A 25,328-nucleotide genomic window follows, 5' to 3' on the forward strand; every position below is an offset into this window, starting at 1 on the left:
TTGAAACTAAGAAATAAATAACTAGCAAAATAATTTAATTTAAACCAATTCAAACCATCCTAAAGTCAAACTCTATAATTTTTGGGTTTGACTTTTTTAAATAATTCAAATCTCATTAGCAAAAATGTTTTCAGATAAAGATCTTTTGTAAATAAGACTTTGAGTAATTTTTGAATATTTTGAATCTAGTTGATTAAGAATATGTAGCATTTTATTTTTTTTTCTTAAAAATTTTAAATCATTTTCTCGTTAAACCCTTTGCTTCACTTGGTTTAAGAATGAAGATGATCATAAAAAGCAAAATGGGAAATGGTTTTCCTAGTAAATAGGGAAACGATTCTTAACTTTTTGATGTATCAAAAATCAATATTCAATGGACAAGAAAATTTAAAAAAAACCAAATTCACTCTAAATGTGCAAAGCTGCTTTAAAATATCATTGATTTTAAATTGCTCCATGACTGTAGGAATCTACTTCGCTACAACAACAGGTAAAACCGAAGATATAGCGGAAAGGCTGCACGGCTTACTTGACTCCGCTGAAGCTCCAAAGGATATTTCAGACGTCGATGACCTTAGTGAATTAGCCGGACATGATGGGGTTATTTGTGGAATCCCTACATGGAACACTGGTGCAGACTCTGAAAGATCTGGAACTGCTTGGGACTCCATCCTTGAAGACATTGGAGAGCTAAGTCTTAGTGGTAAAAAAGTTGCGATTTTTGGTTTAGGTGATTCTTCTACTTACACCGAAAACTACTGCGATGCAATGGAAGAACTTCATAGGTACTTCAAGCAAGCAGGTGCTTCAATGGTTGGTTACACTTCTAAAGGTGATTACACATTTGACGAGTCAAAAAGTGTAGTTGGAGAAGAATTCTGCGGATTACCTCTTGACGAAGACAGTGAATCAGACATGACCGATGAAAGGCTTTCTGGATGGGCTGAGAAACTAAAAGGCGAAATGTTTTAGGCCTTAAAGAAAAATTGCTAGATCTTCCTAAGTAATTACTTAGGAAGATTTTTTTTGATTTTTCTTAAGAAAAACAATTTCGAAAAGATAATTCTAAAATTCCAAAAAAAATTCATTTTCTAAAGCTATTTAAGAAATAATCCCAAACGGTCCCAAAATATCTTAATGTTTTCTTTATGAACTCAAATAATTGTTCTGATCAGAACGTTTCTATAAACGTAAATCTCTCTTTAAAAGATGAGACTTTGCGAATGTTGATAGAGATGGCAAATGATATGGGAGCAAGTCTTGAAGAGGTAATAAGCTCAATAACTGAAGACTCTGTAATTGATTTAGAGATACTTCAAGATGATATCGGCATAGTTATCATCCCAGAAAAATGTAGCAAACAAGATCTAATAAATTCGATTCGATAAATATTAGGACGTTTTATTAAAATCTTTCCGGTCTAGGATTTTCCCAAGTAGAAATAACACCCTCTGTTTTTAATGATTTAGCTCGTCTTTCAAGAATTGCTCTATCAAGTCTCCAAACGCTATAAACACCAAAATAACCTAAGACTTTTGGATTAAGTCCTTGCCAATAAGGTTTTTCCACTGATCTTTTATCAATAAGTAAAAGAGTGGTTTCTGAACCATTGGAGCTATATATTGGTCTTCCTTCCCAGCCTCTTCGCTTCTCATTTTTTAGTCGATCGGAAACATTTACTAACGCATTTTTAGATCGACCTTCGAAAACAATGATTTGTTTAGTATAAAAATGAATTGATGGTTTCATGGCTCCTACCATTACTAATGGCTCGTTTCTTTGTTGAGAATTTAAAAGTAATTCTGAGGCTTGTCTCAAAGGGAGCTGTCTCAAACTATCTGCCAAATCAAAAGTTGGTAACACAATAAGAAAATGGGATAAAGCTATAGGGATTTGTAAAATCAATAGTTTTCCATATATTTTGCTAGGGGAAAATATGATTCCTAAAACAGCAATTAAAAGAAAAACAAATCCAGCTTTTTCAATTAAAAAGCTATTGGTTAATTCTTCTGAGAAATTGGGAATCTCAGGATCATTAAGAAGGTGAATCCATAGTTTTGAAGAGAAGAGAAATATGAAAAAGAATATTGATAAAGATATTGTAAATTTCCAGGCCAAAGACTTTAGAAACGCATCTTTAACATGATTGGTTAGGGAAAGTGAAATTAAAACGGATGCGGCAGGAGTAGCAGGAAGCCAATAGCTTGGAAGCTTTGTAGCTGAAATAGTAAAGAAGAGAAATATAGAGATTAACCAAAAAAATGAAAACTCAAATAATGACTTTTCTGGTTTCTTAATAAGCCTTCTAGACCATTTAGATATATTGGAAAAATTCTTCCAAATACTTATCAATAAAAATGGCGTAAAAGGTAAAGAAGCTATACATAAAACTATTAAAAAAAACCATATAGGCTCTCCATGCGAATTTACTACTGAGGTAAATCTTTGAAGATTATGATATCCAAAAAAACTATCTAAGAAGGGTTTTCCCTCTATTAATAATTCAATTAAGTACCAAGGCAAACTAATAGCACAAACAATCGCAAGTCCAGGAAGGACCCTCAATATTTTTAAAATTCCAAGAAAATTATTTTGAAAAAAAGCAAAAAATAAAATTGTTAATCCTGATAAAAACAAGGCGACAGGACCTTTAGTTAAAACTGCTAATGACAAAAAAATCCAAGACAACCACCAAACTTCTCCTTCTGGATTAGCGAATCTTCTCCATTTAAGAAGTAAGCAAATTCCTAAAGTGCTGCAAAGGAGTGCATCACTTACAGCAATTCTTCCCCAAATTATTACCAAAGGCGACAAAGCAAATACCAGCGAAGTAACAACTGCTGTTCTTCTATTGAAATTATTATCTTCTTGGGGATATTTCATCATTGTGTCCCCTAAAACAAGCATTAAAAAAATTGTCGATAATGCAGAAGGAAGTCTTGCAGCCCAGGTGCCTAAAGGATCCCAAGAAATATTACCTGGGATTGAAAATCCCAGTCCCATTAACCAATAAACCAAAGGGGGCTTATCAAATCGAGGTAATCCATTGACTTGAGGAGTCAACCAATTACCCGTTTCTGCCATTGCTCTGCTGGCTGCCGCAAACAAAGGTGGTGTTTCATCAACTAAACCCGTTGCCCCTAATTGCCAAACAAAAATTATGAACCCAAAAAACAAAATACAAAGAAGACCGCGTCTTCTTTGTTTAAAAGTTGGGGAAAAAGAATTCGTTAAACTTTTCAATTAATCTTGAAAGTCTGCAGACATTTTTTTATTTAAGCCTTTATCAAGCCAATTCTCCACTCTTTCTGCAAAGACTTTGTCAGTAGCTTTTTTTTCAACCCAATCCCTACAATTTCTTCTTTTAATTTCTGAGATTAATTTTGTTGCTTTTATCAATCCTTCAACATCATTCGGCTTAACCAAAAAGCCATTGAATCCATCTTCGATCAATTCCCCAGGTCCTCCAAGGTCATATGCAATCACAGGAACACCACAAGCCATAGCCTCAACAATAACGTTTCCATATGCTTCATTCCATTTTGGGGTGTTAATCAACGCTCTACATCGTCCTAATTGTTCCTGAAATTTATTCGTCGGAAGAAATCCTCTCCACTCAACAATTTCTTTTGTGAAAGCATTTTCAATTTTTGATGCATATTCTTTATCTTCTATAAGTCCCCAAACCAATAATTTTTCGCCTAAATCATTGGCAACTTTTACTGCATCTTCTAAACCTTTCTCTGGCGCGATTCTTCCAGCCCAACCTAATGGTCCATTCTCATTTTCATTGAATAAATAATTTTCGATATCAAAACCATTGCCGACAATAATTGGATCATTTTTTAAGGAATAATCTTGAGATTGTCTTTTAGTATGAAAAGCTAACTGGAATGGAAATAATTGACTTATTTCATTAATAGTTTCTTTCATTATTATTGATTCAGCGCCCATACTAATTAAGTGAAATATTTTAATTTCTTGAGTTTTTGTTAACCATAATGGAAGCCAATCATATGCAAAATTAATAACTGCGTCAGATTCATTTGCTATATCAATAACATCTTCCCATAACTTTGGCAAAACACTATCAGAAGGTATTAAAACTGGATCTGTTTTCTTTTGATGTTGCCAACTAGGTTGATCAATTCCATCTATTAATCTTATTTCAAGCAATTCACTTTCAAAAGGTAATTTTGATCCTTTTGGTGCAATTAAAATAATTTTATGACCTAATGAAATTAATCCTTTTACGAGAGAAATAATAGTAAGTTCAACTCCTCCACCTTTGCCACTGCCCAGATAACCGATAGGGGTGCTAACAAGAATAAGTTTTAATTGCTTATTAATCACTTAAATTAAGCCTCTTTTATTAATTCATTATTGCTTTTATCCCCCCAAAATCTTCTCCTCTGACTTACAAATAGTACTGAAATTAAAACCAACACCACTCCAATCCACTGGAGGAGAAAGAGTCTCTCGCCCAACCATATTCCTCCAGTTATTAAGGCAAAGACAGGTGTTAAAAATGCAAGGGTACTAAAGCTTGTTAATTCTTTGCGGCTTGCGAACCAAAAAAATAATCCATAGGCCAGTGCACTACCAAACAAACTTGAATAAGACATCAAAGTCCATTCAAAAGCAGACCAATCTGGAACTAACGGCCAATTTTTATCGAACACATGCCACACGAGAAGAGGCACACTTCCTAAAACCATGTGCCATCCTGTTACTGCAACAGGATCACTGTTTCTGCAAGCAAATCGAATAAGTACCGTTCCTAAAGCCATTGAGGTTGCTGCGCATATCATCCATACTTCTCCATGGCTTAAAAAATTGCTTCCTGATTCAAATTTGCCAAGCAAAAACCAATTCCCCAGCAGCTCAGTGGGGACTCCTAGACAAATTATTCCAACCAAGCCAAGCACCAAGCCAATCCATCCAATTGGATTTATTGCATCGCCAAACAAAATTCTTGCTAATAAAGCAACCATCAAAGGTTGGGAATCTATAAGTACTGAACCCAATCCTGCACCAGTTTCCATTAACCCTTTGGCTAAAAAAATCTGAAAAAGAGTTGCGTCAATCAAAGTAAATACTAAAAACCACACCAAATCATCTTTTGAAATGTTCCAACTCCTCTTTAAGAAAGGAACTGAAGCTAAAACTATTAGACCTGCAGGCAAAAGCCTTAGTGAGGCAACAATCTCAGGTCCCGCTGCATTAACCAAAGGTGCCATCGCCGCCATTGAGGTGCCCCAAAGTGCAAAGGGCAATATCATCAAAAACCAATTCCAAATGACAAACATAAGGTCAGAAAGCAATCTCCTTTTTAAGATCAATAAAGTTATGCATAAATTGAATGATTTGGCCCTTGAGACGAAAATCCAAAAAAAGGATGGCACGAATCTGTATTGAAGGTCCTATCAATTCAGAAACTCGAAAAAATGTTCTTAAAGCATTAAAGCAAATTGAGGAAAGAGAGTTTCCAGCCCTATTACTTCGCATTGATAGTCCTGGGGGAACAGTTGGTGATAGCCAAGAAATCCATAGCGCTCTCTTGAGGCTAAGGGAAAAAGGTTGTCATGTTGTAGCTAGTTTTGGCAATATCTCAGCTTCAGGAGGGGTCTATATAGGAGTAGGTGCTGAAAAAATTGTTGCCAATCCAGGAACAATAACAGGTTCTATTGGTGTGATTTTAAGAGGTAACAACCTATCTAAGTTATTAGAAAAGGTTGGTATTAAATTCGAGACTGTAAAGAGTGGAATTTATAAAGACATTCTTTCCCCTGACCGCCCTTTATCAGTAGAAGAGAGAGCTCTACTACAATCTTTGATAGATAGCAGTTACGAACAATTTGTTCTGGCAGTTTCAAAAGGAAGAAATTTAACCCCAGAGGTGGTTAAGAGTTTTGCAGATGGAAGAGTTTTTACTGGAGAGCAAGCCAAAGAATTTGGACTGGTGGATGAAATTGGTGATGAAAATGATGCAAAATTACTTGCTATAAAAATTGCGAACTTAGATGAAAAAACAAAACCTATTACCTTCGGCAAAACCAAAAAGAAATTATTAGGGTTTTTACCAGGAGGAAAATTAATCCACAATCTCATAAATGCATTGAATCTTGAGTTGGAGTCAAATGGACAGATCCTTTGGCTCTATAAGCCATGAATTTTCAAAATGAATTCACTTATCTGTGTGCATTGAGGGGAGCAACGACTTGTGAATACAATTCTGTTGAGTCAATCAGTTCGGCGGTAGAGGAATTATTAGTTGAATTAGTTTCTAGAAATAATTTGATCCCAGATCAAATTATTTCTGTTACTTTCTCCGTAACCTCAGACTTAGATGCTTGTTTCCCGGCTTCTATTGCTAGAAAAAAAACAGGCTGGGAAAATATCGCACTCTTAGACTGCCAGCAAATGTTTGTCAAAGAAGACTTATCTAAATGTATTCGTCTACTTGCCTACGTGTTTTTACCAAACGAACGAATCCCAAAAAATCCATATCTTGGTAAAGCAAAAAATTTGCGTCCAGATAGATAAATCCAGATTTTTTCCCACTACCGCTTATATTCATTAAAGATCATGCACATACACTTGAAAATATTCAAGTGATTAGTATTTCTAAAAATTCGGATTATGTTCAAGAAGAAATTATTTTCAACCTTCAAGAAAAGTTTTTTTATTGGATTTTCAGCTTTTTTACTTGGAACAGGATCATCTATTTTAGCGCCACAATCCGCGGCATCACCAGGATTCTTTGAATACCAATGGGATCCAGAGCCTGGATATAAAAGACTTAAATATTATCAATCCTCCTCTGAGAGAAATGAAAGATCAACTTATTACTTCTTCCTTAGAGGGAAGGAAAGAAAAGAAGATATTGAAAAACTGACAATTGCAGTCCCAGATTATTTTGAAGCCAAAATAAAAACAAAAAAATTAAATCTCTGTAAAGTAAAAGTAGGAGGATATACCGAAAGGACTCGCTGTTTAGAAAACATTCCTTCCATAATTCGAGTTAATGATAAACAAACTACTATTGAAATCTTCCCAGAAAAACCTATTCCAAATAATAAGGATAATTACGCTGTAGTAATGAAAATCTTCAATCCTAGAAAAAGAGGGATGTTTCAATTCCGAGCGCTATCCCAAAAAAGCGACGACATTGCTATCTCAACATATTTAGGAACTTGGAACATAGACGTACAGTGAACTGATAAATTAACCTTTAATATCTAATCAAATACGAGCATAGATAAAAATGACAAAAAGGACCTTTGGAGGAACTAGTAGAAAAAGGAAAAGAGTTTCAGGTTTCAGAGTGAGAATGAGATCTCATACTGGCCGTAGAGTTCTAAGAACTCGTAGAAAACGTGGAAGAGCTCGTTTAACTGTCTGAAAAAGCTCTCAAATAAAGATACTTATAACAAAAGTTTCTTATAATGGTTTTGCCAAAACACATGAGACTCAAAGGTCATAGATGTTTTGACTTTATCTATAGGGTGGGTTCAAGGTTCTATAGCCCCTCAATGGTTCTTAGAGTTATAAATGCAAATACAAAGCTTCAAGTCAAAGGAATTAACTCAAGCACTAGGCCATCTATTAAATGTGCCATATCAATAAGCAATAAAGTAAGCAAAAAATCAGTTACAAGAAATAAGCTTCGACGGTTATTCCACCATCATTTGTCCTGCAAACTTTCTAATATGTATTTTGAAGATGAAATTTGGGCTTTTATATCGTTAAAACCCTCCTGCATGAAAAGTTCCAACAGCAATTTACTTAAAGAATGTGACAAACTACTTATTAAGGCTGGAATAACAAAATGACAATCAGTTCCAACGAAGACATTTTTTACGAAGGCGGTCCAGCCAGCGGAGACCTAATAATAAATTTAATGGCTGGGATAACACTTATAGGGTTACCTTTTACTTTCGGAGCTTTAGTTAGAGCCTTATGGGTTAGATATAAAATAACGACTCGTAGAATATCTGTCACTGGTGGCTGGCTAGGTAGAGATAAAACTCAAGTTGTGTATAGTCAAATTGCTGAAGTCAGGGCCATTCCAAGAGGCTTAGGTTCTTACGGTGATATGGTTCTAGTTCTAAAAGATGGGGCTCGCCTTGAAATGAGATCACTTCCTAACTTTCGGGAAACAGAGTCTTACATTCTTGAAAAGATAGAAAATTCACCTTCCACAAAGCTCGATAAAGAAGCTCAAGGCTTTTCAAACTAATGAGCCCTCATAAATATTTGAGACAAGAACACATCCTCTAAGGCAAACTGGCCTAACAACCTCAAACTTTCTACCTTAAAAACCGTGATCGGGTACATCTCAGACAATCTACTTATCCCGATCCTAGATTTTTTCTACGGATTAGTTCCAAGTTATGGACTAGCGATTGTCGCATTAACCATAGTTATCCGCTTAGCACTGTTTCCTCTTAGTGCTGGCTCCATTAGAAGCGCAAGAAGGATGAAAATAGCTCAACCTGTTATGCAAAAAAGACAGGCTGAAATCAAAAGCCGCTACGCAAGTAATCCTCAAAAGCAACAGGAAGAATTAGGAAAATTAATGGGTGAATTTGGTAGTCCATTAGCTGGTTGCCTGCCTCTACTTGTTCAAATGCCTATATTATTCGCGTTATTCGCAACTTTAAGAGGTTCACCTTTTGCTGATGTACCTTATCTTGTAAATATCAAAGTTCTGCCATCAGACCAAATAGCCGCTGTAGAGCCCAAACCTTTCAAGACAGCCAAGCACTCAATATTTATAACAGAAAAGAACCATTTCCCCGTTATTGCATCTCTTCCAGGCGGCACCAAAATTGGTTCAGGTGATTCAGTTAAAATTAATTTGCAAACGTTGAATGGAGATTCATACGTCAACGAATTGCAGAAATATGAAAACGGATCAAAATTTTCTCCTTCTTGGACAGTTACTAAAGGTGAGGACATTGTAAAAGTATCCTCCGATGGAACTGTCAATGCACTTAATCCTGGTGATGCCACTGTAGAAGCTAAGATCCCTGGTTTAGCTGCTAAAAGCGGTTTCTTGTTTATAAAAGCATTAGGAAATGTTGGTTTTTATGTAGATGGAGCTATTCATTGGGATATTGCAATTCTAGTGGCAGGTTTCGGTTTAACACTCGTAATATCTCAGGTTCTCTCAGGAAGAGGAATGCCTGTAAACAAACAACAATCAACTGCAAATAAAATCACACCGGTAATGATCACTGGAATGTTTTTATTCTTCCCTTTACCTGCTGGTGTTTTACTCTATATGGTGATAGCAAATATTTTTCAAGGATTACAAACATTTCTGCTTAGCAGAGAATCTCTACCAGAGAATTTACAAAAAATCCTCGACGAACAACTTAAACAACAAGATACCCCCTCTGTAACTGTGACTTCTGAAGTAATATCTGATTCCGATAGATTACCTTTTGAACCAAAAAGTAATAAATAATTTATAGATCAATTATTATATAAACTCAGCCTTATCTAGAATCAAATAATACTGATGTCTAAGTGGGAAGATCAACTTGATCTACTAATTCGAGCGAGAACTCCAATAATTTGGATAAGGAGTAATGAAGAAGAAAGAGTTGAAACGCTTTTAAAACATTCTAGTAAGAGGCTTGCTCCCAGAAGACTGGCAACCTGGGATTATATAGATGGAGTTAGTAATATTCTTAATTCCAATAATCTTGGTTCCAGGCAGCCAATGGCAGCCCTTGAATGGCTTAAAAAATTAGATGAAAGTTCTCCAACCATACTTTTGTTAAAAGATTTTCATCATTTCTGTGAAGATCCAGGAATTCTCAGAATGCTAAAAAATCTAACTATTACTCTTCGCTCAAAGCCTCATTCAATAATTATCAGTTCTGGATTATGGAGCCCCTCAAATGATTTAGAGGAAGACCTCACGATTCTTGATCTTCCCTTACCTAAAGAAAATGAAATCAAGACACTTTTATCTAATATTGCTGAAGCTAGTAATTCAAAATTAGAAGATAATATCCTAAAGGAACTTACAAATGCATGTGGAGGTCTAAGCGAGTCAAGAATTCGTAAAGTAGCGGCTAGAGCGCTTGCTCAAAGAGGTCAAATTGGTAAAGAAGATTTAATAGAAGTACTTGAAGAAAAACGGCAATCTATTGCGCGTAGTGAGGTACTGGAATATTGCAAAACAAATAAGTCGCCAAATGATGTTGGTGGTTTACAAATATTGAAAGATTGGTTGAAACAAAGGAAACAAGCATTCTCTGAAGAAGCAAAAGATTTCGGCTTACCTTTACCTAAAGGAGTTTTGCTAGTTGGCCCTCAAGGGACAGGGAAAACTCTAGTCGCTAAAGCAATAGCAAATAGCTGGTCTATGCCCTTATTGCGACTTGATGTAGGAAGATTATTTGCTGGCTTAGTAGGAGCCAGTGAAGCAAGGACAAGAGAAACTATTCAACGAGCTGAAGCTATGGCTCCTTGCATTTTATGGATTGACGAAATTGACAAAGCTTTTGGTGGAGATGGTAGAAGTGATGGAGGAACTAGTCAAAGAGTCCTTGCAAATATTCTCACTTGGATGTCAGAGAAAACCTCTTCTGTTTTTCTTGTCGCTACTGCAAATGGAATAGATAAGCTTCCTGCTGAACTACTTAGGAAAGGAAGATTTGATGAAATTTTCATGCTGGAATTACCCTCTAGAGAGGAAAGACACAGCATTCTTGAACTTCATCTGCAAAAACGAAGACCTAATCTTAAAATAGATATAACTGCCGCTGTCGATAGAACAGAGGGATTCTCTGGTGCAGAATTAGAACAATCAGTCATAGAGGCTATGTACTTTGCATTTGCAGAGAAAAGAGAACTCCTTGAAAGTGACTTGATACTTGCGACAAGTCAATTAGTTCCTCTTTCTAGAACTGCAAAAGAACAACTTGAATCTTTAAAAGAATGGGCTTCTAGTGGAAGAGCAAGAGCTTCATCGCCAAAACTTTTTTAGAATCTTCTAGTTATTTTTATTTTAATTAATCAAAAATAGTTTTTGATTTAGAAGAAATTAACTACTGTGATTATTTTTAGGAACAATTAACCATTAGGCTAAAAGGACTTCAATTTTTCGATAGTGATAGACCAGAGACTACTAAGAGACAATCCTAATTTAATTGCAGAAGGGCTTAAATCAAGAGGAATGGATGTTGATTTAGGACCTCTTCAACAATTGTGCAAAGATCTTAAAGAGCTTGAAGAGAAGAGAAATTCTTTACAAGCTGAGGGAAATTCAATTGGGAAAGAGGTTGGACAGAAGATAAAAGAAGGTCTTTCTCAAGATTCTGATGAGATTTCAAATCTTCGCATTAAGGGCAATCAAATCAAAAAAAATGTTGGCATTATTGAAGAGGAAGAAAAATCGATTTCAAATAAATTAAATGAACAAATCCTTTGCTTACCTAACCTTCCTGCAAAAGATTCTCTTAAAGGGAAAGACGAAAAAGATAACAAGGAATTAAGAAGATGGGGCGAACCTATGTCAGGAAAAAATTTAAAAGAACATTGGGAAATTGCTAATCAATTAAAACTTTGGGATAGCGAAAGATCTTCAGTAATAGCCAAAAGTCGATTTGTAACCCTTTTCAACCAAGCGGCAAAACTTGAAAGATCACTTATAAGTTTCATGCTTGATTTGCATGTCAAAAAAGGATATATAGAAGTTCTTCCTCCAGCTCTTGTAAACACAGCAAGTCTAACTGGATCGGGACAACTACCAAAATTTGCAGAAGAGAGTTTTCGATGTGCTGATGATGATTTATGGCTAACTCCTACTGCTGAAGTTCCAATAACATCTCTACATCGCGGGGAGATAATTCCTAAAGATTTTCTTCCATTAAAATACGTAGCTTATAGCCCATGTTTTAGAAGAGAAGCTGGAAGTTATGGTAGGGATACGAGAGGTTTGATAAGACTTCATCAATTCAACAAAGTTGAATTATATTGGTTTTCTTCACCAGAAAAATCAGAAGAAGCTTTAGAGCAAATAACCACTGATGCAGAATCTGTCTTGCAAGAACTCGAACTTCCTTATCGAGTAATTGAGCTTTGCACAGGAGATTTAGGTTTTTCAGCAAAAAAAACTTATGATTTGGAGGTTTGGCTTCCAGGTGCAAATTCCTTTAGAGAAATATCTAGTTGCAGCAATTGTGGAGATTTTCAAGCTAGACGTTCATTAATACGAACAAAAGATAACAATAAAAAAAATATACTTCTACATACCTTAAATGGAAGTGGCTTGGCGATAGGTCGGACTATGGCAGCAGTTTTGGAAAATGGTCAACAATCTGATGGAAGTATCAATTTACCAAAAGCCTTAATACCTTACTTCGGTTCGAACAAATTACAGCCAGAATAACTCAATCAAAAATTAATTAATGAACGTTCTCTTATCTATAGCTGTACTTGGCCTTCTTATCTTTTTTCATGAGGCTGGTCATTTTTTAGCAGCAGTACTTCAAAAAATCAAAGTAAGTGGGTTTTCTATTGGTTTTGGACCAGCTCTCTTTAAAAAAGAAATAAATGGAATTACGTATTCTCTTAGATCTCTTCCATTAGGAGGATTCGTCTCCTTTCCTGATGAAGAAACAGATTCACTAGTTCAACCAAATGACCCTGATCTTCTAAAGAATAGACCAATTCACCAAAGGGCACTAGTTATTTCAGCGGGTGTAATTGCAAATTTGTTACTTGCTTGGATAGTACTTTTTGGCCAAGCAAGCTTTGTTGGGATTCCTAATCAACCTGAGCCAGGAGTAATAATCATGGGAATCCAGCCAGATGAACCTGCATTTAATTCAGGGTTAGTAGCTGGAGATCGAATAATGAGTGTAAATGGTCAAGAATTAGGCAGTGGAAAAGAGGGGATTATGAATTTAGTCAATATCATTCAGAAATCTTCCGGAGAAGAATTACTTTTTGAGAGAGTCAATAAAGGAGAGAGCGATACAGTTTCTATAACACCTGCTGAAAATGAAGGGAATGGAAGGATAGGAGCTCAGTTACAACCAAATCTTCCAAATGAAGTATCGAAAGCAAAAAACCTTAGTGAAATAGTTAATAGCTCAAATTCACAATTTTATGAATTATTGAGTCGAACAGTTGTTGGCTATAAAAGTTTGGTTACTAATTTTGCCTCAACTGCTCAGCAACTAAGTGGACCAGTAAAAATTGTTGAAATTGGTGCTCAACTTTCAGAACAAGGCGGCTCAGGACTAATACTTTTTTCTGCATTAGTTTCAATCAATCTTGCAGTCCTTAACTCATTGCCGTTGCCTCTTCTAGATGGAGGTCAACTAGTTCTTCTGATTTTAGAAAGTATACGTGGAAAGCCTGTGCCAGAAAAAATCCAATTAGCTTTTATGCAATCTGGCTTTGTTTTACTAGTAGGATTAAGTGTGGTTTTAATAATCCGGGATACAACACAACTATCTTTAGTTCAGCAATTGGTTCATAGATAATTATTCTGAAACTTTAAATAATTTTTATGTTCCAAAAAATATTTGAAAATAATTATCAGGCAATATCTTAAAACAATCAGTTAAGGAGTTAAACTGCTATTCAACTAAGTTAAATACGCCTCATTAATGGCAAAAAAGTCAATGATTGCGCGAGATGTAAAGCGCAAAAAACTGGTAGAGAGATACGCTGCTAAGCGTAAAAATCTTATCGATGCTTTCAAATCAGCCAAAGATCCTATGGAAAGGTTAGAAATCCATAGAAAAATTCAAGCTTTACCTAGAAATTGTGCGCCAAATAGAATTAGAAATCGTTGCTGGGCGACAGGTAAGCCAAGAGGAGTTTATAGAGATTTTGGACTTTGCAGAAATCAACTTAGATCAAGAGCTCATAATGGAGAATTACCTGGAGTTGTAAAATCTAGCTGGTGAAAACTAACAGTAAATTCCTTTACACCACGAAGTGGGAGAGCTTAAATCTCCCACTTTTTTTAGTTTTATAGTTGCAGCAATTGTCGTAAATATTTCCTCAAGGAAACACATCTATCTAGATTTTTACTCAATTAGTCCCATTAAGTGTAAGAATGTATAAAGACAAAAAGCTATAAAGTAAAGTGCAAGGTCAGACAAAATCCGTTTCCTTCGATGGTAGAGAGATAAAGCTCACTACAGGAAGATTTGCTCCACAAGCAGGTGGTTCAGTAATGATTGAATGTGGGGACACCTCAGTTCTAGTAACAGCAACAAAATCCACAGGTCGAGATGGAATTGACTTTCTACCTTTAATGTGTGAATACGAAGAAAGACTGTATGCAGCAGGAAGAATTCCTGGGAGTTTTATGCGTCGCGAAGGGCGTCCTCCCGAGAGAGCAACTTTAATATCGAGACTAATTGATCGTCCAATGAGACCTCTTTTCCCTAATTGGATGAGAGACGACATACAAATAGTTGCAACATGTCTTTCCTTAGATGAAAGGGTTCCAGCCGATGTTTTAGCTGTTACCGGAGCCTCAATGGCAACATTGATGGCAGGTATTCCTTTCCAAGGACCAATGGCTGCTGTTCGAGTAGGGCTATTAGGTGATGACTTTGTCCTTAATCCAAGTTACCGAGAAATCGAGAGAGGTGATCTTGACCTTGTAGTTGCTGGAACTCCAGACGGCGTTGTAATGGTTGAAGCAGGAGCCAATCAACTTTCAGAACAAGACGTTATTGAAGCTATAGATTTTGGGTATGAAGCTATAACTGAACTAATTAACGCTCAGAAAGAAGTTTTAAAAGAGTCAGGAATCAAACAAGAGATGCCTGAAGCACCTCCAAATGATGACACAATTTCAAACTATTTAGATAAAAATTGTACAAAATCAATTGGTGAAGTCCTAAAAAACTTCGATCAAACCAAAGAAGAGAGAGACAATAAGATCGAAGAAATAAAGATAACAATTTCTTCAAAAATAGAAGCGTTAAAAGATGATAATGCTGTTAAAAAATCTCTTTCTTCAAATAACAAACTTTTAGAGAATAGTTTTAAAGCTTTAACCAAAAAGTTAATGAGAGCTCAGATAATTAAGGAAGGGAAAAGGGTAGACGGAAGAGAATTAAACGAAGTAAGACAAATTGATTCCGATGTTGCCGTATTACCGAATAGAGTTCATGGATCAGCTTTATTTCAAAGAGGTTTAACTCAAGTTCTTTCAACGGCGACACTAGGCACTCCAAGCGATGCTCAGGAAATGGACGATTTAAACCCTAGTACCGATAAAACCTACATTCATCATTACAACTTTCCACCTTACTCAGTGGGAGAGACACGGCCAATGAGAACTCCTGGCAGAAGAGAAGTTGGTCATGGAGCTTTAGCCGAAAGGGCATTAATCCCTGTACTACCAGCAAAAGATACTTTTCCTTATGTTTTAAGGGTTGTTAGCGAAGTCTTGAGTTCAAACGGTTCTACCTCAATGGCTTCAGTCTGTGGAAGTACTCTTGCATTAATGGATGCAGGAGTACCCTTAAAAGCCCCTGTAGGGGGAGCCGCAATGGGACTAATTAAAGAAGGAAAAGAAGTGAGAATATTAACTGATATTCAAGGAATTGAGGACTTTCTTGGAGATATGGATTTCAAAGTTGCAGGTTCAGAAAAAGGAATTACAGCCTTGCAAATGGACATGAAGATAACAGGGCTTCCAATTGAGACAATTGGAGAAGCTATCAATCAAGCACTTCCTGCGAGAACACATATTTTAGGAAAAATGTTAGAGGCAATTGAAACTCCAAAAGATAATCTCTCTCCTCATGCTCCAAGACTTTTAAGTTTCAGAATAGATCCAGAACTTATAGGTACTGTGATTGGTCCTGGTGGAAGAACAATAAAAGGCATTACCGAAAGAACTAACACAAAAATAGATATAGAAGATGGAGGGATAGTAACTATTGCATCCCATGATGGAGCGGCTGCAGAAGAAGCTCAAAGAATTATTGAAGGTTTAACTAGAAAAGTACATGAAGGAGAAATTTTCTCTGGCTCCATCACTAGAATAATTCCAATTGGGGCCTTTGTTGAAATCCTCCCTGGCAAAGAGGGAATGATCCATATTTCTCAACTATCTGAAGCAAGAGTCGAAAAAGTTGAAGATGTTGTAAAAGTAGGAGACCAAGTGACTGTAAGGGTAAGAGAAATAGATAATCGTGGACGCATTAATTTAACTCTAAGAGGAGTACCTCAAAATGGTGCTATGAGCAACTACCCTGAGCCAACACCTACTCCTGTTGCACCGCTTACTTAATAATTAGACTTTATAGTTAGGTTCTTCTAGACTGAAAAATTCCATGGCTTTATGACATATCTTTTGATGAGATTTTCCATGGCTTGCTATTAAACAACCAGATTGAGAAAAATTTGTTTTTTGATAAATCAAATCTTTTCCGTCTGCATGAGAGAACATCCCACCAGCGGCCTCAATAAGTGCATGTGGAGCGGCCATATCCCAATCCTTTGGAGAAGTTTTTCCAGATAAGGAAATATAAACATCTGCTTCTCCTCTCAAAATTGATGCGACTTTACAACCGACGCTGCCTATTTTCATTGTCTCAGCAAAGCATAAAGTTGAGAGGAGATTTAGAAATTTTGGTTGTTGATGATTTTTGCTTGAAACCAGAACCAGCTCAGGGATATCTGACCTGCCACTAAATGAAATGTACTTTTTGCAACCACCACGATTTTCACACCATGCACCACTACCAATAATTCCAATCCATAACTCTTCTTTTTCAGGAATCAAAACTATACCAATTTTTGGTTTTTGCTTATACGCCAAAGCGATATGAACTGCATAGTTTTCAGACCCTTGAAGAAAATCCTTTGTACCATCAAGTGGGTCAAGAATCCAGCACCAATCTTTTTTATAACGGGAGTGCTGAAAAGTTTTTTCCTTAGAAGTTTCTTCACTTAAAATATCCCATTTTTCATGAGAGATATTATCCTTCAAACCAGAGATCAATAATTCATTGACGGCCATATCAGCGGCTGAAACTGGGCCATCACCACCTTCCTCTATTGTTAAAGATTTTGGGAACCCATACGGAGGTTCTTTTCCTCTGGCATAGGCAATCAAAACATCAGCGGCAGCCCAGCTAAGCTTTCTAAGTTCATCCAACAAAGTCGTTAATTCGACCTCTTCAGGCACAACAAGATCAATTGACATAATGGATTTAATTGATGATCACCAGTCTCAACATGAAAGGTCAGAGCCTTGCCCAGGAACTCTTTACATCGTCGGGACACCAATAGGAAACCTAGGTGATTTATCTCCAAGAGCAAAGTCCATTCTCAAGAATGTATCACTAATAGCTTGTGAGGATACTAGAAGAAGTGGACAGCTATTAAAAATAATAGGATCTAAAGTTCCTCTCCTTAGCTACCACAAACACAATTTCAAAAGTCGGCAACTTCAATTACTAGAAATTCTAAAAAGCAATGAAAGTCTTGCTTTAATTAGTGATGCTGGCTTACCAGGGATAAATGATCCTGGGCAAGAACTTGTTTATGCTGCAAAATCAAAGAATTATGAAGTAATTTGCATCCCTGGCCCTTGTGCAGCAATTACTGCATTGGTGATAAGTGGATTACCCTCAGAAAGATTTTGCTTTGAAGGATTTCTTCCAAAGAAACAAAGCCTTAGAAAAAAACGTTTGGAAGATATTGCTAAAGAGAAAAGAACGACTGTAATCTATGAATCTCCACATCAATTAATAAAACTTTTAGAAGATTTATCTATTTCGTGCGGTAAAGAACGCCCTATTCAAATTGCGAGAGAACTTACAAAAAGATATGAGGAGTCAATTGGTAAAACGATTGAACAGGTCCTAATATATTTTAATACAAATAAGCCAAAAGGAGAATTTACAATAGTTCTAGGAGGCAATACAAATAAGCTAGAGAATATAACAAGTGAATCACTAGCATTAAATAAACTCAATAGCTTGATTAAGCAAGGAGAAAAACCTAATCTCGCAGCTCGAAAAGTTGCAGAAGAAACAGGTTATAAAAAAAAATGGCTTTATTCAAAATTAAATAAGAAGCTTGACAAATAAACTTTTTCGCTCAAAGCTAATTAAAAGATTGATTTTAATTAGAAAGGTTTTCTAAATGTTTTTTAGAATACAACTTTTAACGCTAAATATTGCTACGGCAATATTATTGATTTTCTTCCTATGCTTGGGCTCTCAAAACCTAGGGAAGAAATATAGTATAGATTTTCTAATTAATAAAACTGTAGCTCTTCCAATTGGTTTCTTAATTGGAACATCATTTACTATAGGACTAATGTCTGGAGGACTAACATCGGTATTAATGATTAATAATGATGATTAAAATTAACTTTAAATAGCTAATCATCCAAACCTATTATTGAATCTTCAAGGATTAATCTGGTAATACCCTTAGAAATTAAATAAGATTTTGAAAGTTTGAAAACATTTGTGTTTGGCACCTTAATAACTCTTTGATTTCTGGAACAAATTCTTTTTGCAGAACGTTGATTGGCAAACAATAAAATTGCATTTCTTTGTAATTCATTTTTGGGCAAAAAACTCCACTCTGGTAAATCAGCAATAGTTTTTAAGTCTAGCTCTACTTTTTTATCAACAATCATATAAACGCTTTCAGGAAGGCTTTCATAATTAAGAATCTGAAAATCTGATTTTTGCTTCTCTAGATCAAAATCAAAACTAGAGAGCAGGGGAGCTATTTCCTCAAAATTATTATCATAGTTTTGATTATTTTTTAATCTATAGTGATTTTTATTTTTTTGATTTTTTGAGGACAAGTCTTCTTCAAAACCATTAGTTTCATTAAAATCTAAAGATTCAATTTTCTCAACCTCGGGAGAATGATATTCCTTATTTACTTTTACACTTAGAGCTTTCTCTTTAAATGTAATCAATGAATTTGACTGTTCTAAATCCACCTTTTTTTCTTTAATGGTTTCATTACCAACCAATTTTTCGTTTTTATTGCTAGGTTTTGATCTTTTTTTCTTTAAAAGAGTATATTCCCTTTCTGATAATAAGGTTTTGACAGTTCTATTTATGGTGGCGGGGGTACAATTATATTTCTCTGCAAGTATAGAAGCACTTTCTCCATCCTTATATGCCTCTAGGATTTCAAGTTTTTGAGTCTTGGTCAATCTTCTTGAAATCATCTCTACAATCTCTACATATCCAAGATAGGACCTAATCACCAGAAGTAGTAAAAAAAGATTTCAAGCTATAAAAAACTCTTATAAAAAATTAAGAAAGCTAAAAACAAAAAAATATAACTATAAGCACAAAAATGCTCTTGCTTCTTATGTTTTTAATTAAATCTTCTATTTAGTGAAACTACTCTATTCCAAGAGAAAAGAACCAAGCTATTGTTGGTCTGCTTAATTCTGCTTGTGGCAGGCTTCATCAGTATGTAATCTTAAATAGTTGGTTTTTCAGATCGAGCGACCTATCGCCTTTCTCTTAAAATCTCCTCTGGCTCCCTTAGCTCAGCTGGATAGAGCAACTGCCTTCTAAGCAGTGGGCCGCAAGTTCGAATCTTGCAGGGAGCGTACTCAAAAACATAGTGATAACAATAGACCTAAGAGATCGGTGGAATTCTCTGACTCATCTTGATATGCCGTGATACTTGCCGATATATCAATTCTGCACCAAAATATGCACCATAAGCATTTAGTCATACCAACGAAATGTCGGATTGGATTGGACTTCTGCACCAGAATATCAAGATTGAATGTGGACGTGGATGGCTAGTTACTCCTCAAGGTCGCAAAACAAACGTCTGGAGAAGACTTGCAAAAGGACTCGGAGCTAACAATCCAAGGAGCTGCTGCAATCTGGACATATCTTTAATTTGACCGAGGAAAAATGGAATCAAAAGCAAGAAGGATCTGAAGTGAAAACATTCCCCATTCCATTCGCTTTAGGAGAAATCCAAAAAAATTTTACTATTAATACCAATAATAATCCTTCCAAATCTTCTGGAGAGAAAATAATTCAACAGGCAATTCAATTTCATTTGCAAGGAAATATCTCAGAAGCAGCAAAATGTTATCAGTACTGTATAAATCTGGGTTTCAATGATCAAAGAGTTTTTTCTAATTATGGGATCATATTGAAAGATCTTGGCAATTTACAAGAAGCAGAAGTATCTACTCGCAAAGCAATTGAACTTAATCCTGATTTCGCAGAGGCGTATTGCAATCTGGGAACGATATTCCAAGAACTTGGAAATTTAAAAGAAGCAGAAGTATCTACTAGCAAAGCAATTCAACTCAAACCTAATTTCGCAGAGGCGCATTTCAATCTAGGAAAAATATTCAAAGATATTGGTAACTTACAAGAAGCAGAAGTATCTACTCGTAAAGCAATTCAACTTAAACCTGATTTCGCAGAGGCACATTACAATCTTGGAATCATATTGAGAGATCTTGGTGAATTAAAAGTAGCAGAATTGTCATACGAAAAAGCAATTGAACTAAATCCTGATTACGCAGAGGCATATTCCAATCTGGGAAATGTATTGAGAGATCTTGGCAAATTAGAAGAAGCAGAATTGTCATACCGAAAAGCAATTGAACTTAAACCTGATTTCGCAGAGGCATATTCCAATCTGGGAAATGTATTGAGCGATCTTGGCAAATTAGAAGAAGCAGAACTATCCACACGCAAAGCAATAGAACTTAAACCTGATTACGCAATGGCGCATTCCAATCTGGGGCTTATATTTAGAGATCTTGGTAAATATAAGGAAGCGAATAATTGTTTTAAAAAATGCCTTAAATTAGATTCAAATGATCTTTCCTATAACTTGCAAGCAAGGCTTTTAATCTCATATATACAGTTAAATCAATCTCAGATTGAAAAAGAAAGAAAGGAGATTAATAAACAAATATCATTAATAGGTAATAATAAAAGTATTATTTATAAAAATAATACTTTACCAAACTCAATAGACTTTATTTTTTACTTGGCTTATCATAATTGTGAAAATGATAAAGAAATACTTGAAAATATAGCTAATAATTTATCTAAAAAAAAAGGAATAATAGATGGTAATTTTAACGTAGATCAGCATATAAAAGAAAGCTTGGCACGAAAGAAAATAAGACTAGCAATTTGTTCTAGCTATTTCTTTGAACATTCTGTTACCAGATGTTATTTGAATATAATAGAAAATTTGGCTAAATCTGGAGTTGAGCTAATCATTTTAAGAGGTATAAATGATAAGGTAGATGAAATAACAGAACATATTATTTCGTTAGCAGATGAAACAATCTCTCTACCAGAATCGTTAGAAAAATCTTGTCAAATAATTCTGAATAAATCTTTTGACGTTCTTCTGTATCTTGATATTGGAATGTCTAGAAAAACATATTTCATGTCGTTGTCACGTTTGGCTTTAGTCCAAGTTGTATTGAATGGACATCCAAATACAACCGGCTCTCCAAATGTTGATTATTTTATTTCATCTAAATATCTAGAAACAGAAAATTCAGATCAATATTACTCTGAAAGACTTATCAAGCTAACAAGACTTCCTGTAAGTTATAGTATACCTAAGAGCATTAATAGCAATTTCAAAGTCTCGAAACTAAACATTTTAGATAATGACTTTATAATTGGATTACCTCATACATCATTCAAGTACCATCCAGATTTTGATGATACTTTAAGTAAAATACTGGCAGAGATTCCACGTGCACGGTTGCTATTTTTTGGATCTTTTAGAGAATGTGAAACGAATGAATTATTATCTAGGTGGAAACAAAATAATAAGAATATTTTAAATCAAATAATAATATGTCCACGCGTTGGATTTGATAATTATTTAACAATATCGAAAAGGTTTGATATTATACTTGATCCATTTTATTTTGGTATGGGTAATACTTTTTATCATGCTATGGCATTTGGCATACCTGTTTTAAGTATGCCTGCCTCACAAGCTAGAGGAAGAATAGTTTATGGTGGATATAAGCAAATGGGAATTAAGATTCCACCAATCGCTAAATCACCAAAAGAATATATTTTATTATGCAAAAAATTAGCCTTTGATAATACATATAGAGAAAATATTAGAACTCAAATACTTTCTAAAGCTAAAGATAATTTATTTAACGATAAAACTATTCATAAACAATTTATTGATTTCTTTGAACAGGCATTAGAAGCCGCATATAAAAAAGAATTACTTCCAATGAATTGGGAACCGGCTACAATCAATTAAAATCAAATATAATTTAATTATTAAAGTCTTAACAAGATTAAAAATATTATAATATTATAAAGCTGAAAAAAAATAAGTGCATACAATTGACTAAAAAATCAACTAATATAAAGTTTTGAATTTGTACAATATAATTTTACGAATAGCTTCAATAAAAACTAATTGCATTCAATGAATAGTAAAACTATAATAATAATTAGGATTATACTATAATTTTAAAAAATGATGAGAAATATTATTATCAATAAACCAAATAAAGTAAAAGTTAGTATAATGCAACCCTATCTTTTCCCTTATCTTGGTTACTATCAGCTAATTAACTTGGTTGACTCATTTGTTCTTTTTAATGACGTAAATTATATGAGGTCTAAATGGATTAATAGAAATTCAATTCTAGCAAATGGTTCACGACATGTTTTTACGATTCCCTTATCCAAGGCAAGTCAAAATAAAAAAATTAAAGATATATTAATCCACAAAGAAAGCTTTAATGATTGGAGAGAAAAATTCCTTAAGACATTATTTTTAAATTATAAAAATGCTCCATATAGAGATAAGGTGATTAAATTAGTAATCAAAGTATTTTCAAATAATCATCAGTCGATCACTCAATATTGTAAACAATCCTTAACAGATGTTCTAAGCTATCTATGTATTAATAATGAAAAAATTTATCTATCATCAGCTATTGGAGGTGAACACTTAAAAAACATAGATAGGATTATATATATAACAAAAATACTAGGAGGAGAAATATATATTAATCCAGCCAATGGGAGATCTTTATACAAGAATGAAGTTTTCATAAAAAATAATCTCAAACTATTATTTTTGGATTCTCATTTGCCTCCATATCCTCAACAAACTAAAAATAAAGAATTTATTGAATCGCTTTCAATATTAGATTTACTCATGAATTGTTCTAGAACAACATGTTTGGATTTTTTACAAAGATTTTCATTATCATCTATCTAAATTCAATTATTCCATGTTATCTACTATTTCAAAATTTGTAATTAATATATATCCATTAATTGTCTTTATCAATACTCCACCATCAAATTCAAGACATATAGATGCAGTCTTTTTATATTTAAAAATAACACTTATATGATTATTTTTAATTAATTTTGTTTCATATATTTTAAAAATCCTTCCATTAATATTGCTATAAACACCTTGACTTCTAATACCAAAAGCCTTAACCACCCTATTAATATCTTCAGAGGAGTGTTGCTTGAAATTAATTATCCTTTTATCTAGTGATCTTTTAAATGAAGAGGGGTTTCCAATTTGCTTCTTTCCAAAGTAATTATAAAAATTCTTTTTAAGTTTTAATAGCCCTTCGGCTATGACTTCTTTTTCACATTGGAAAGATAAATAGTAAAGCAAATCCAGATTTATATCAGATGAAATTGGATATTTCTTTTGATAAATGATATTCCCTGAGTCGACATTTTTTTCTATGTAATGAAGAGATGCTCCATAATATTTATGTTCCATTAATAAAATTTCATTTATTGGATGCACTCCTCTTCCCTTCGGTAGTAATGAGGGATGAGCATTTATGAATAATTGATCATTATTTTTTATTTTTGAAATTGGTAGTATAAATGGACATCCTGTTGTTAAAAGAATATCAAAATGATTATGCTTAATATAATTAAAAAGCTCTTCTCTATCCTTAAATGAAAAAATTAATTTATTTTTTATGTTTGAACTAATAATGCTATTATTCAATTCACTATTCTTCACAGCTGCTATTCCGACAATATCCAGAAAATCAAATTTAGAAATAATATCAAAACCTGTATTTCTATTTCCAATTAGTAAAACTTTTTTATTTTTCATGCATTTTTTATTATTCTAGAAATAAATAAAGCATCTTCATTATTTATATTATTACTTGAAGGAAGACATAATATTCTCTTTGAAATCGATTCGGAATTAGGACACGCTTCATTTGCTACTAAATTTTTTATATTGTTAAGTGAAGGGTAGAAGTATCTCTTAGCGAAGACATTGTTTTTCATTAAGACTTTCTGTATCTTTAAACAGATTTTTTCATCTTCAAAAATTATTGGAGAGTATGAACAATTAGAACCTTTATTAATCTCTTGAAAAGCGATATTATTGCAGTTATTTAATTCATTTCTATAAATAGAATATATTTTTTTCCTATGAATTAATGTTTTACTAAAGTATTTAATATTCGCCAAACCAAGTGCTGCATGAATTTCTGACATTTTTGCATTAATACCATTTAAAATTACATTTTTATCATCATCAAAACCAAAGTATCTAAGTAATTTAATCTTTTCCTTTAAATTTTCATTATTGCAAATCAAACCTCCACCTTCAGCAGTATTAAAAATTTTTGTTGCATGTGTACTAACACAACTTATATCTCCATATAAAAAAACTGATTTACCATTAAAAGTAGTTCCAAAAGAATGGGCTGCATCATAAATAACCTTAAGGTTATATCTTTTAGAGATCGATAGTATAGATTTAATATCACAAGGATTCCCAAAAATATGCACTGGCATTATTGCTTCAGTTGAAGCATCAATATTCTTCTTAATCGAATTCGGACAAATATTTAACGTTTTGGGATCAATGTCGCAATATTTTACTTTACATTTTTGCCATTTAACAGCATTGGCACTTGCTATCCAAGAGAAAGCTGGAATAAGAATAGTACCTTTTATTTCCAGTGCCTCTATTGCTAATTGCAACGCAATAGTGCCGTTTGCTACAGCACAATAATTATTAATATTCAACACTTCACAAATTTTTTTTTCTAACTTCTGAAGCAATGGTCCATTATTTGTAATAATATTAGAATCCCAACTATCTTTCAATAAATTAGAAAACTCATCTAATTCACATAAAGAAGGATATCCGAAATGAAAATTTTTTTTCATAAATCATCGTCACTAAATTAAATTATAAGATCTTAGTTATTGTATTATCTACATATTTCTATATTAGGGGATATTGTCAAAATTTACAAATATAAAGAAATTACATCATAAAACAAACTT

At 34.0% G+C, this 25,328-nt stretch carries 26 protein-coding genes and 1 tRNA gene; 20 read left to right on the top strand and 7 right to left on the bottom strand.

What is annotated here, in order from left to right:
* The first annotated feature begins 456 nt into the window (after positions 1-456).
* Both fldA and SIB53_RS00720 read left to right on the top strand, forming a co-directional pair.
* Entirely contained in the window at positions 457-972 is a 516-nt protein-coding gene (gene fldA, locus SIB53_RS00715) for a flavodoxin FldA (RefSeq protein ID WP_269606452.1), read from the top strand.
* 176 nt (positions 973-1,148) lie between these two features.
* The gene (locus SIB53_RS00720) at positions 1,149-1,388 is read left to right on the top strand and encodes a CopG family transcriptional regulator (RefSeq protein ID WP_413678331.1); all 240 of its coding nucleotides are present in this window, start codon (positions 1,149-1,151) and stop codon (positions 1,386-1,388) included.
* A gap of 16 nt (positions 1,389-1,404) precedes the next feature.
* Here SIB53_RS00720 and SIB53_RS00725 read toward each other — a convergent pair whose 3' ends face one another.
* Genes SIB53_RS00725 through SIB53_RS00735 form a run of 3 tightly spaced genes read right to left on the bottom strand, consistent with a single transcriptional unit; the run spans position 1,405 to position 5,309 of the window.
* Positions 1,405-3,243: an ArnT family glycosyltransferase gene (locus SIB53_RS00725; RefSeq protein WP_413678332.1), complete on the bottom strand. Its 1,839-nt coding sequence runs from the start codon at positions 3,241-3,243 to the stop codon at positions 1,405-1,407.
* Entirely contained in the window at positions 3,244-4,353 is a 1,110-nt protein-coding gene (locus tag SIB53_RS00730; RefSeq protein ID WP_413678333.1) for a glycosyltransferase family 4 protein, read from the bottom strand.
* Between the two features lie 5 nt (positions 4,354-4,358).
* A complete protein-coding gene (locus SIB53_RS00735; protein WP_413678334.1) occupies positions 4,359-5,309 on the bottom strand; it encodes a DMT family transporter in 951 nt (316 codons plus the stop codon).
* 53 nt (positions 5,310-5,362) lie between these two features.
* Between SIB53_RS00735 and sppA the strand changes: the two genes are divergently transcribed.
* The 12 genes from sppA (at position 5,363) to SIB53_RS00795 (ending at position 16,294) form a co-directional block, all read left to right on the top strand.
* Positions 5,363-6,172: a signal peptide peptidase SppA gene (sppA, locus tag SIB53_RS00740; RefSeq protein ID WP_413678335.1), complete on the top strand. Its 810-nt coding sequence runs from the start codon at positions 5,363-5,365 to the stop codon at positions 6,170-6,172.
* Complete coding sequence (aroH, locus tag SIB53_RS00745; RefSeq protein WP_413678336.1) at positions 6,169-6,546, top strand: chorismate mutase; 378 nt, start codon at positions 6,169-6,171, stop codon at positions 6,544-6,546. Before sppA ends, aroH begins: the two co-directional genes overlap by 4 nt.
* Before the next feature lie 96 nt (positions 6,547-6,642).
* Positions 6,643-7,218: a DUF2808 domain-containing protein gene (locus SIB53_RS00750; protein WP_413678337.1), complete on the top strand. Its 576-nt coding sequence runs from the start codon at positions 6,643-6,645 to the stop codon at positions 7,216-7,218.
* 49 nt (positions 7,219-7,267) lie between these two features.
* Entirely contained in the window at positions 7,268-7,405 is a 138-nt protein-coding gene (gene rpmH, locus SIB53_RS00755; RefSeq protein WP_413678338.1) for a 50S ribosomal protein L34, read from the top strand.
* Positions 7,406-7,448: 43 nt separating this feature from the next.
* Positions 7,449-7,835 (top strand): ribonuclease P protein component, encoded by a 387-nt coding sequence (locus SIB53_RS00760; protein ID WP_413678339.1) that lies wholly within the window; start codon positions 7,449-7,451, stop codon positions 7,833-7,835.
* Positions 7,832-8,242, top strand: a complete 411-nt coding sequence (locus SIB53_RS00765) for a PH domain-containing protein (RefSeq protein WP_413678340.1) — start codon at positions 7,832-7,834, stop codon at positions 8,240-8,242. Before SIB53_RS00760 ends, SIB53_RS00765 begins: the two co-directional genes overlap by 4 nt.
* Positions 8,243-8,326: 84 nt before the next feature.
* The gene (gene yidC / locus SIB53_RS00770) at positions 8,327-9,475 is read left to right on the top strand and encodes a membrane protein insertase YidC (protein ID WP_413678341.1); all 1,149 of its coding nucleotides are present in this window, start codon (positions 8,327-8,329) and stop codon (positions 9,473-9,475) included.
* Between the two features lie 54 nt (positions 9,476-9,529).
* Entirely contained in the window at positions 9,530-11,008 is a 1,479-nt protein-coding gene (locus SIB53_RS00775) for an AAA family ATPase (protein WP_413678342.1), read from the top strand.
* A 123-nt stretch (positions 11,009-11,131) separates the two neighbouring features.
* Complete coding sequence (gene serS, locus SIB53_RS00780) at positions 11,132-12,412, top strand: serine--tRNA ligase (RefSeq protein ID WP_413678343.1); 1,281 nt, start codon at positions 11,132-11,134, stop codon at positions 12,410-12,412.
* Positions 12,413-12,431: 19 nt separating this feature from the next.
* The gene (gene rseP / locus SIB53_RS00785) at positions 12,432-13,514 is read left to right on the top strand and encodes an RIP metalloprotease RseP (protein WP_413678344.1); all 1,083 of its coding nucleotides are present in this window, start codon (positions 12,432-12,434) and stop codon (positions 13,512-13,514) included.
* 126 nt (positions 13,515-13,640) lie between these two features.
* Positions 13,641-13,943 (top strand): 30S ribosomal protein S14, encoded by a 303-nt coding sequence (gene rpsN, locus SIB53_RS00790; protein ID WP_413678345.1) that lies wholly within the window; start codon positions 13,641-13,643, stop codon positions 13,941-13,943.
* Between the two features lie 182 nt (positions 13,944-14,125).
* Entirely contained in the window at positions 14,126-16,294 is a 2,169-nt protein-coding gene (locus SIB53_RS00795; protein ID WP_413678346.1) for a polyribonucleotide nucleotidyltransferase, read from the top strand.
* A gap of 3 nt (positions 16,295-16,297) precedes the next feature.
* On the opposite strand, the gene SIB53_RS00800 is transcribed toward SIB53_RS00795, so the two are convergent.
* On the bottom strand, positions 16,298-17,212 hold the full coding sequence (locus SIB53_RS00800; RefSeq protein ID WP_413678347.1) for a 3'(2'),5'-bisphosphate nucleotidase CysQ family protein: 915 nt from the start codon (positions 17,210-17,212) through the stop codon (positions 16,298-16,300).
* Position 17,213: 1 nt separating this feature from the next.
* Between SIB53_RS00800 and rsmI the strand changes: the two genes are divergently transcribed.
* Both rsmI and SIB53_RS00810 read left to right on the top strand, forming a co-directional pair.
* On the top strand, positions 17,214-18,101 hold the full coding sequence (gene rsmI / locus SIB53_RS00805) for a 16S rRNA (cytidine(1402)-2'-O)-methyltransferase (RefSeq protein ID WP_413678348.1): 888 nt from the start codon (positions 17,214-17,216) through the stop codon (positions 18,099-18,101).
* 55 nt (positions 18,102-18,156) lie between these two features.
* Positions 18,157-18,381 (top strand): hypothetical protein, encoded by a 225-nt coding sequence (locus SIB53_RS00810; protein WP_413678349.1) that lies wholly within the window; start codon positions 18,157-18,159, stop codon positions 18,379-18,381.
* 16 nt (positions 18,382-18,397) lie between these two features.
* Here SIB53_RS00810 and SIB53_RS00815 read toward each other — a convergent pair whose 3' ends face one another.
* Complete coding sequence (locus SIB53_RS00815) at positions 18,398-19,210, bottom strand: helix-turn-helix domain-containing protein (protein WP_413678350.1); 813 nt, start codon at positions 19,208-19,210, stop codon at positions 18,398-18,400.
* A gap of 319 nt (positions 19,211-19,529) precedes the next feature.
* Between SIB53_RS00815 and SIB53_RS00820 the strand changes: the two genes are divergently transcribed.
* The 4 genes from SIB53_RS00820 to SIB53_RS00835 all read left to right on the top strand — a co-directional run bounded on the left by SIB53_RS00820 (position 19,530) and on the right by SIB53_RS00835 (position 23,256).
* Positions 19,530-19,603: transfer RNA gene (locus SIB53_RS00820), tRNA-Arg, on the top strand.
* A 138-nt stretch (positions 19,604-19,741) separates the two neighbouring features.
* Positions 19,742-19,909, top strand: a complete 168-nt coding sequence (locus SIB53_RS00825) for a hypothetical protein (RefSeq protein ID WP_413678351.1) — start codon at positions 19,742-19,744, stop codon at positions 19,907-19,909.
* Positions 19,906-22,281: a tetratricopeptide repeat protein gene (locus SIB53_RS00830; RefSeq protein WP_413678352.1), complete on the top strand. Its 2,376-nt coding sequence runs from the start codon at positions 19,906-19,908 to the stop codon at positions 22,279-22,281. The genes SIB53_RS00825 and SIB53_RS00830 overlap by 4 nt, the downstream gene beginning before the upstream one ends.
* A 222-nt stretch (positions 22,282-22,503) precedes the next feature.
* Entirely contained in the window at positions 22,504-23,256 is a 753-nt protein-coding gene (locus SIB53_RS00835) for a WbqC family protein (RefSeq protein WP_413678353.1), read from the top strand.
* A 6-nt stretch (positions 23,257-23,262) separates the two neighbouring features.
* Here SIB53_RS00835 and SIB53_RS00840 read toward each other — a convergent pair whose 3' ends face one another.
* Together SIB53_RS00840 and SIB53_RS00845 are read right to left on the bottom strand one after the other, a co-directional pair.
* Positions 23,263-24,132, bottom strand: coding sequence for a formyltransferase family protein (locus SIB53_RS00840; protein ID WP_413678354.1), 870 nt, complete (start codon positions 24,130-24,132; stop codon positions 23,263-23,265).
* The gene (locus tag SIB53_RS00845; RefSeq protein ID WP_413678355.1) at positions 24,129-25,208 is read right to left on the bottom strand and encodes a DegT/DnrJ/EryC1/StrS family aminotransferase; all 1,080 of its coding nucleotides are present in this window, start codon (positions 25,206-25,208) and stop codon (positions 24,129-24,131) included. The genes SIB53_RS00840 and SIB53_RS00845 overlap by 4 nt, the downstream gene beginning before the upstream one ends.
* Positions 25,209-25,328: the final 120 nt, after the last annotated feature.

The organism is Prochlorococcus sp. MIT 0916, assembly GCF_047305155.1.
Taxonomy (GTDB): domain Bacteria; phylum Cyanobacteriota; class Cyanobacteriia; order PCC-6307; family Cyanobiaceae; genus Prochlorococcus_B.

Coding starts and splice junctions, on each gene's coding strand:
- fldA (WP_269606452.1), top strand. CDS start 457: ATGACTGTAGGAATCTACTTCGCTACAACAACAGGTAAAACCGAAGAT.
- SIB53_RS00720 (WP_413678331.1), top strand. CDS start 1,149: ATGAACTCAAATAATTGTTCTGATCAGAACGTTTCTATAAACGTAAAT.
- SIB53_RS00735 (WP_413678334.1), bottom strand. CDS start 5,309: ATGTTTGTCATTTGGAATTGGTTTTTGATGATATTGCCCTTTGCACTT.
- sppA (WP_413678335.1), top strand. CDS start 5,363: ATGATTTGGCCCTTGAGACGAAAATCCAAAAAAAGGATGGCACGAATC.
- aroH (WP_413678336.1), top strand. CDS start 6,169: ATGAATTTTCAAAATGAATTCACTTATCTGTGTGCATTGAGGGGAGCA.
- SIB53_RS00750 (WP_413678337.1), top strand. CDS start 6,643: ATGTTCAAGAAGAAATTATTTTCAACCTTCAAGAAAAGTTTTTTTATT.
- rpmH (WP_413678338.1), top strand. CDS start 7,268: ATGACAAAAAGGACCTTTGGAGGAACTAGTAGAAAAAGGAAAAGAGTT.
- SIB53_RS00760 (WP_413678339.1), top strand. CDS start 7,449: ATGGTTTTGCCAAAACACATGAGACTCAAAGGTCATAGATGTTTTGAC.
- SIB53_RS00765 (WP_413678340.1), top strand. CDS start 7,832: ATGACAATCAGTTCCAACGAAGACATTTTTTACGAAGGCGGTCCAGCC.
- SIB53_RS00775 (WP_413678342.1), top strand. CDS start 9,530: ATGTCTAAGTGGGAAGATCAACTTGATCTACTAATTCGAGCGAGAACT.
- rseP (WP_413678344.1), top strand. CDS start 12,432: ATGAACGTTCTCTTATCTATAGCTGTACTTGGCCTTCTTATCTTTTTT.
- rpsN (WP_413678345.1), top strand. CDS start 13,641: ATGGCAAAAAAGTCAATGATTGCGCGAGATGTAAAGCGCAAAAAACTG.
- SIB53_RS00800 (WP_413678347.1), bottom strand. CDS start 17,212: ATGTCAATTGATCTTGTTGTGCCTGAAGAGGTCGAATTAACGACTTTG.
- rsmI (WP_413678348.1), top strand. CDS start 17,214: ATGGATTTAATTGATGATCACCAGTCTCAACATGAAAGGTCAGAGCCT.
- SIB53_RS00810 (WP_413678349.1), top strand. CDS start 18,157: ATGTTTTTTAGAATACAACTTTTAACGCTAAATATTGCTACGGCAATA.
- SIB53_RS00815 (WP_413678350.1), bottom strand. CDS start 19,210: ATGATTTCAAGAAGATTGACCAAGACTCAAAAACTTGAAATCCTAGAG.
- SIB53_RS00825 (WP_413678351.1), top strand. CDS start 19,742: ATGTCGGATTGGATTGGACTTCTGCACCAGAATATCAAGATTGAATGT.
- SIB53_RS00835 (WP_413678353.1), top strand. CDS start 22,504: ATGATGAGAAATATTATTATCAATAAACCAAATAAAGTAAAAGTTAGT.
- SIB53_RS00840 (WP_413678354.1), bottom strand. CDS start 24,132: ATGAAAAATAAAAAAGTTTTACTAATTGGAAATAGAAATACAGGTTTT.
- SIB53_RS00845 (WP_413678355.1), bottom strand. CDS start 25,208: ATGAAAAAAAATTTTCATTTCGGATATCCTTCTTTATGTGAATTAGAT.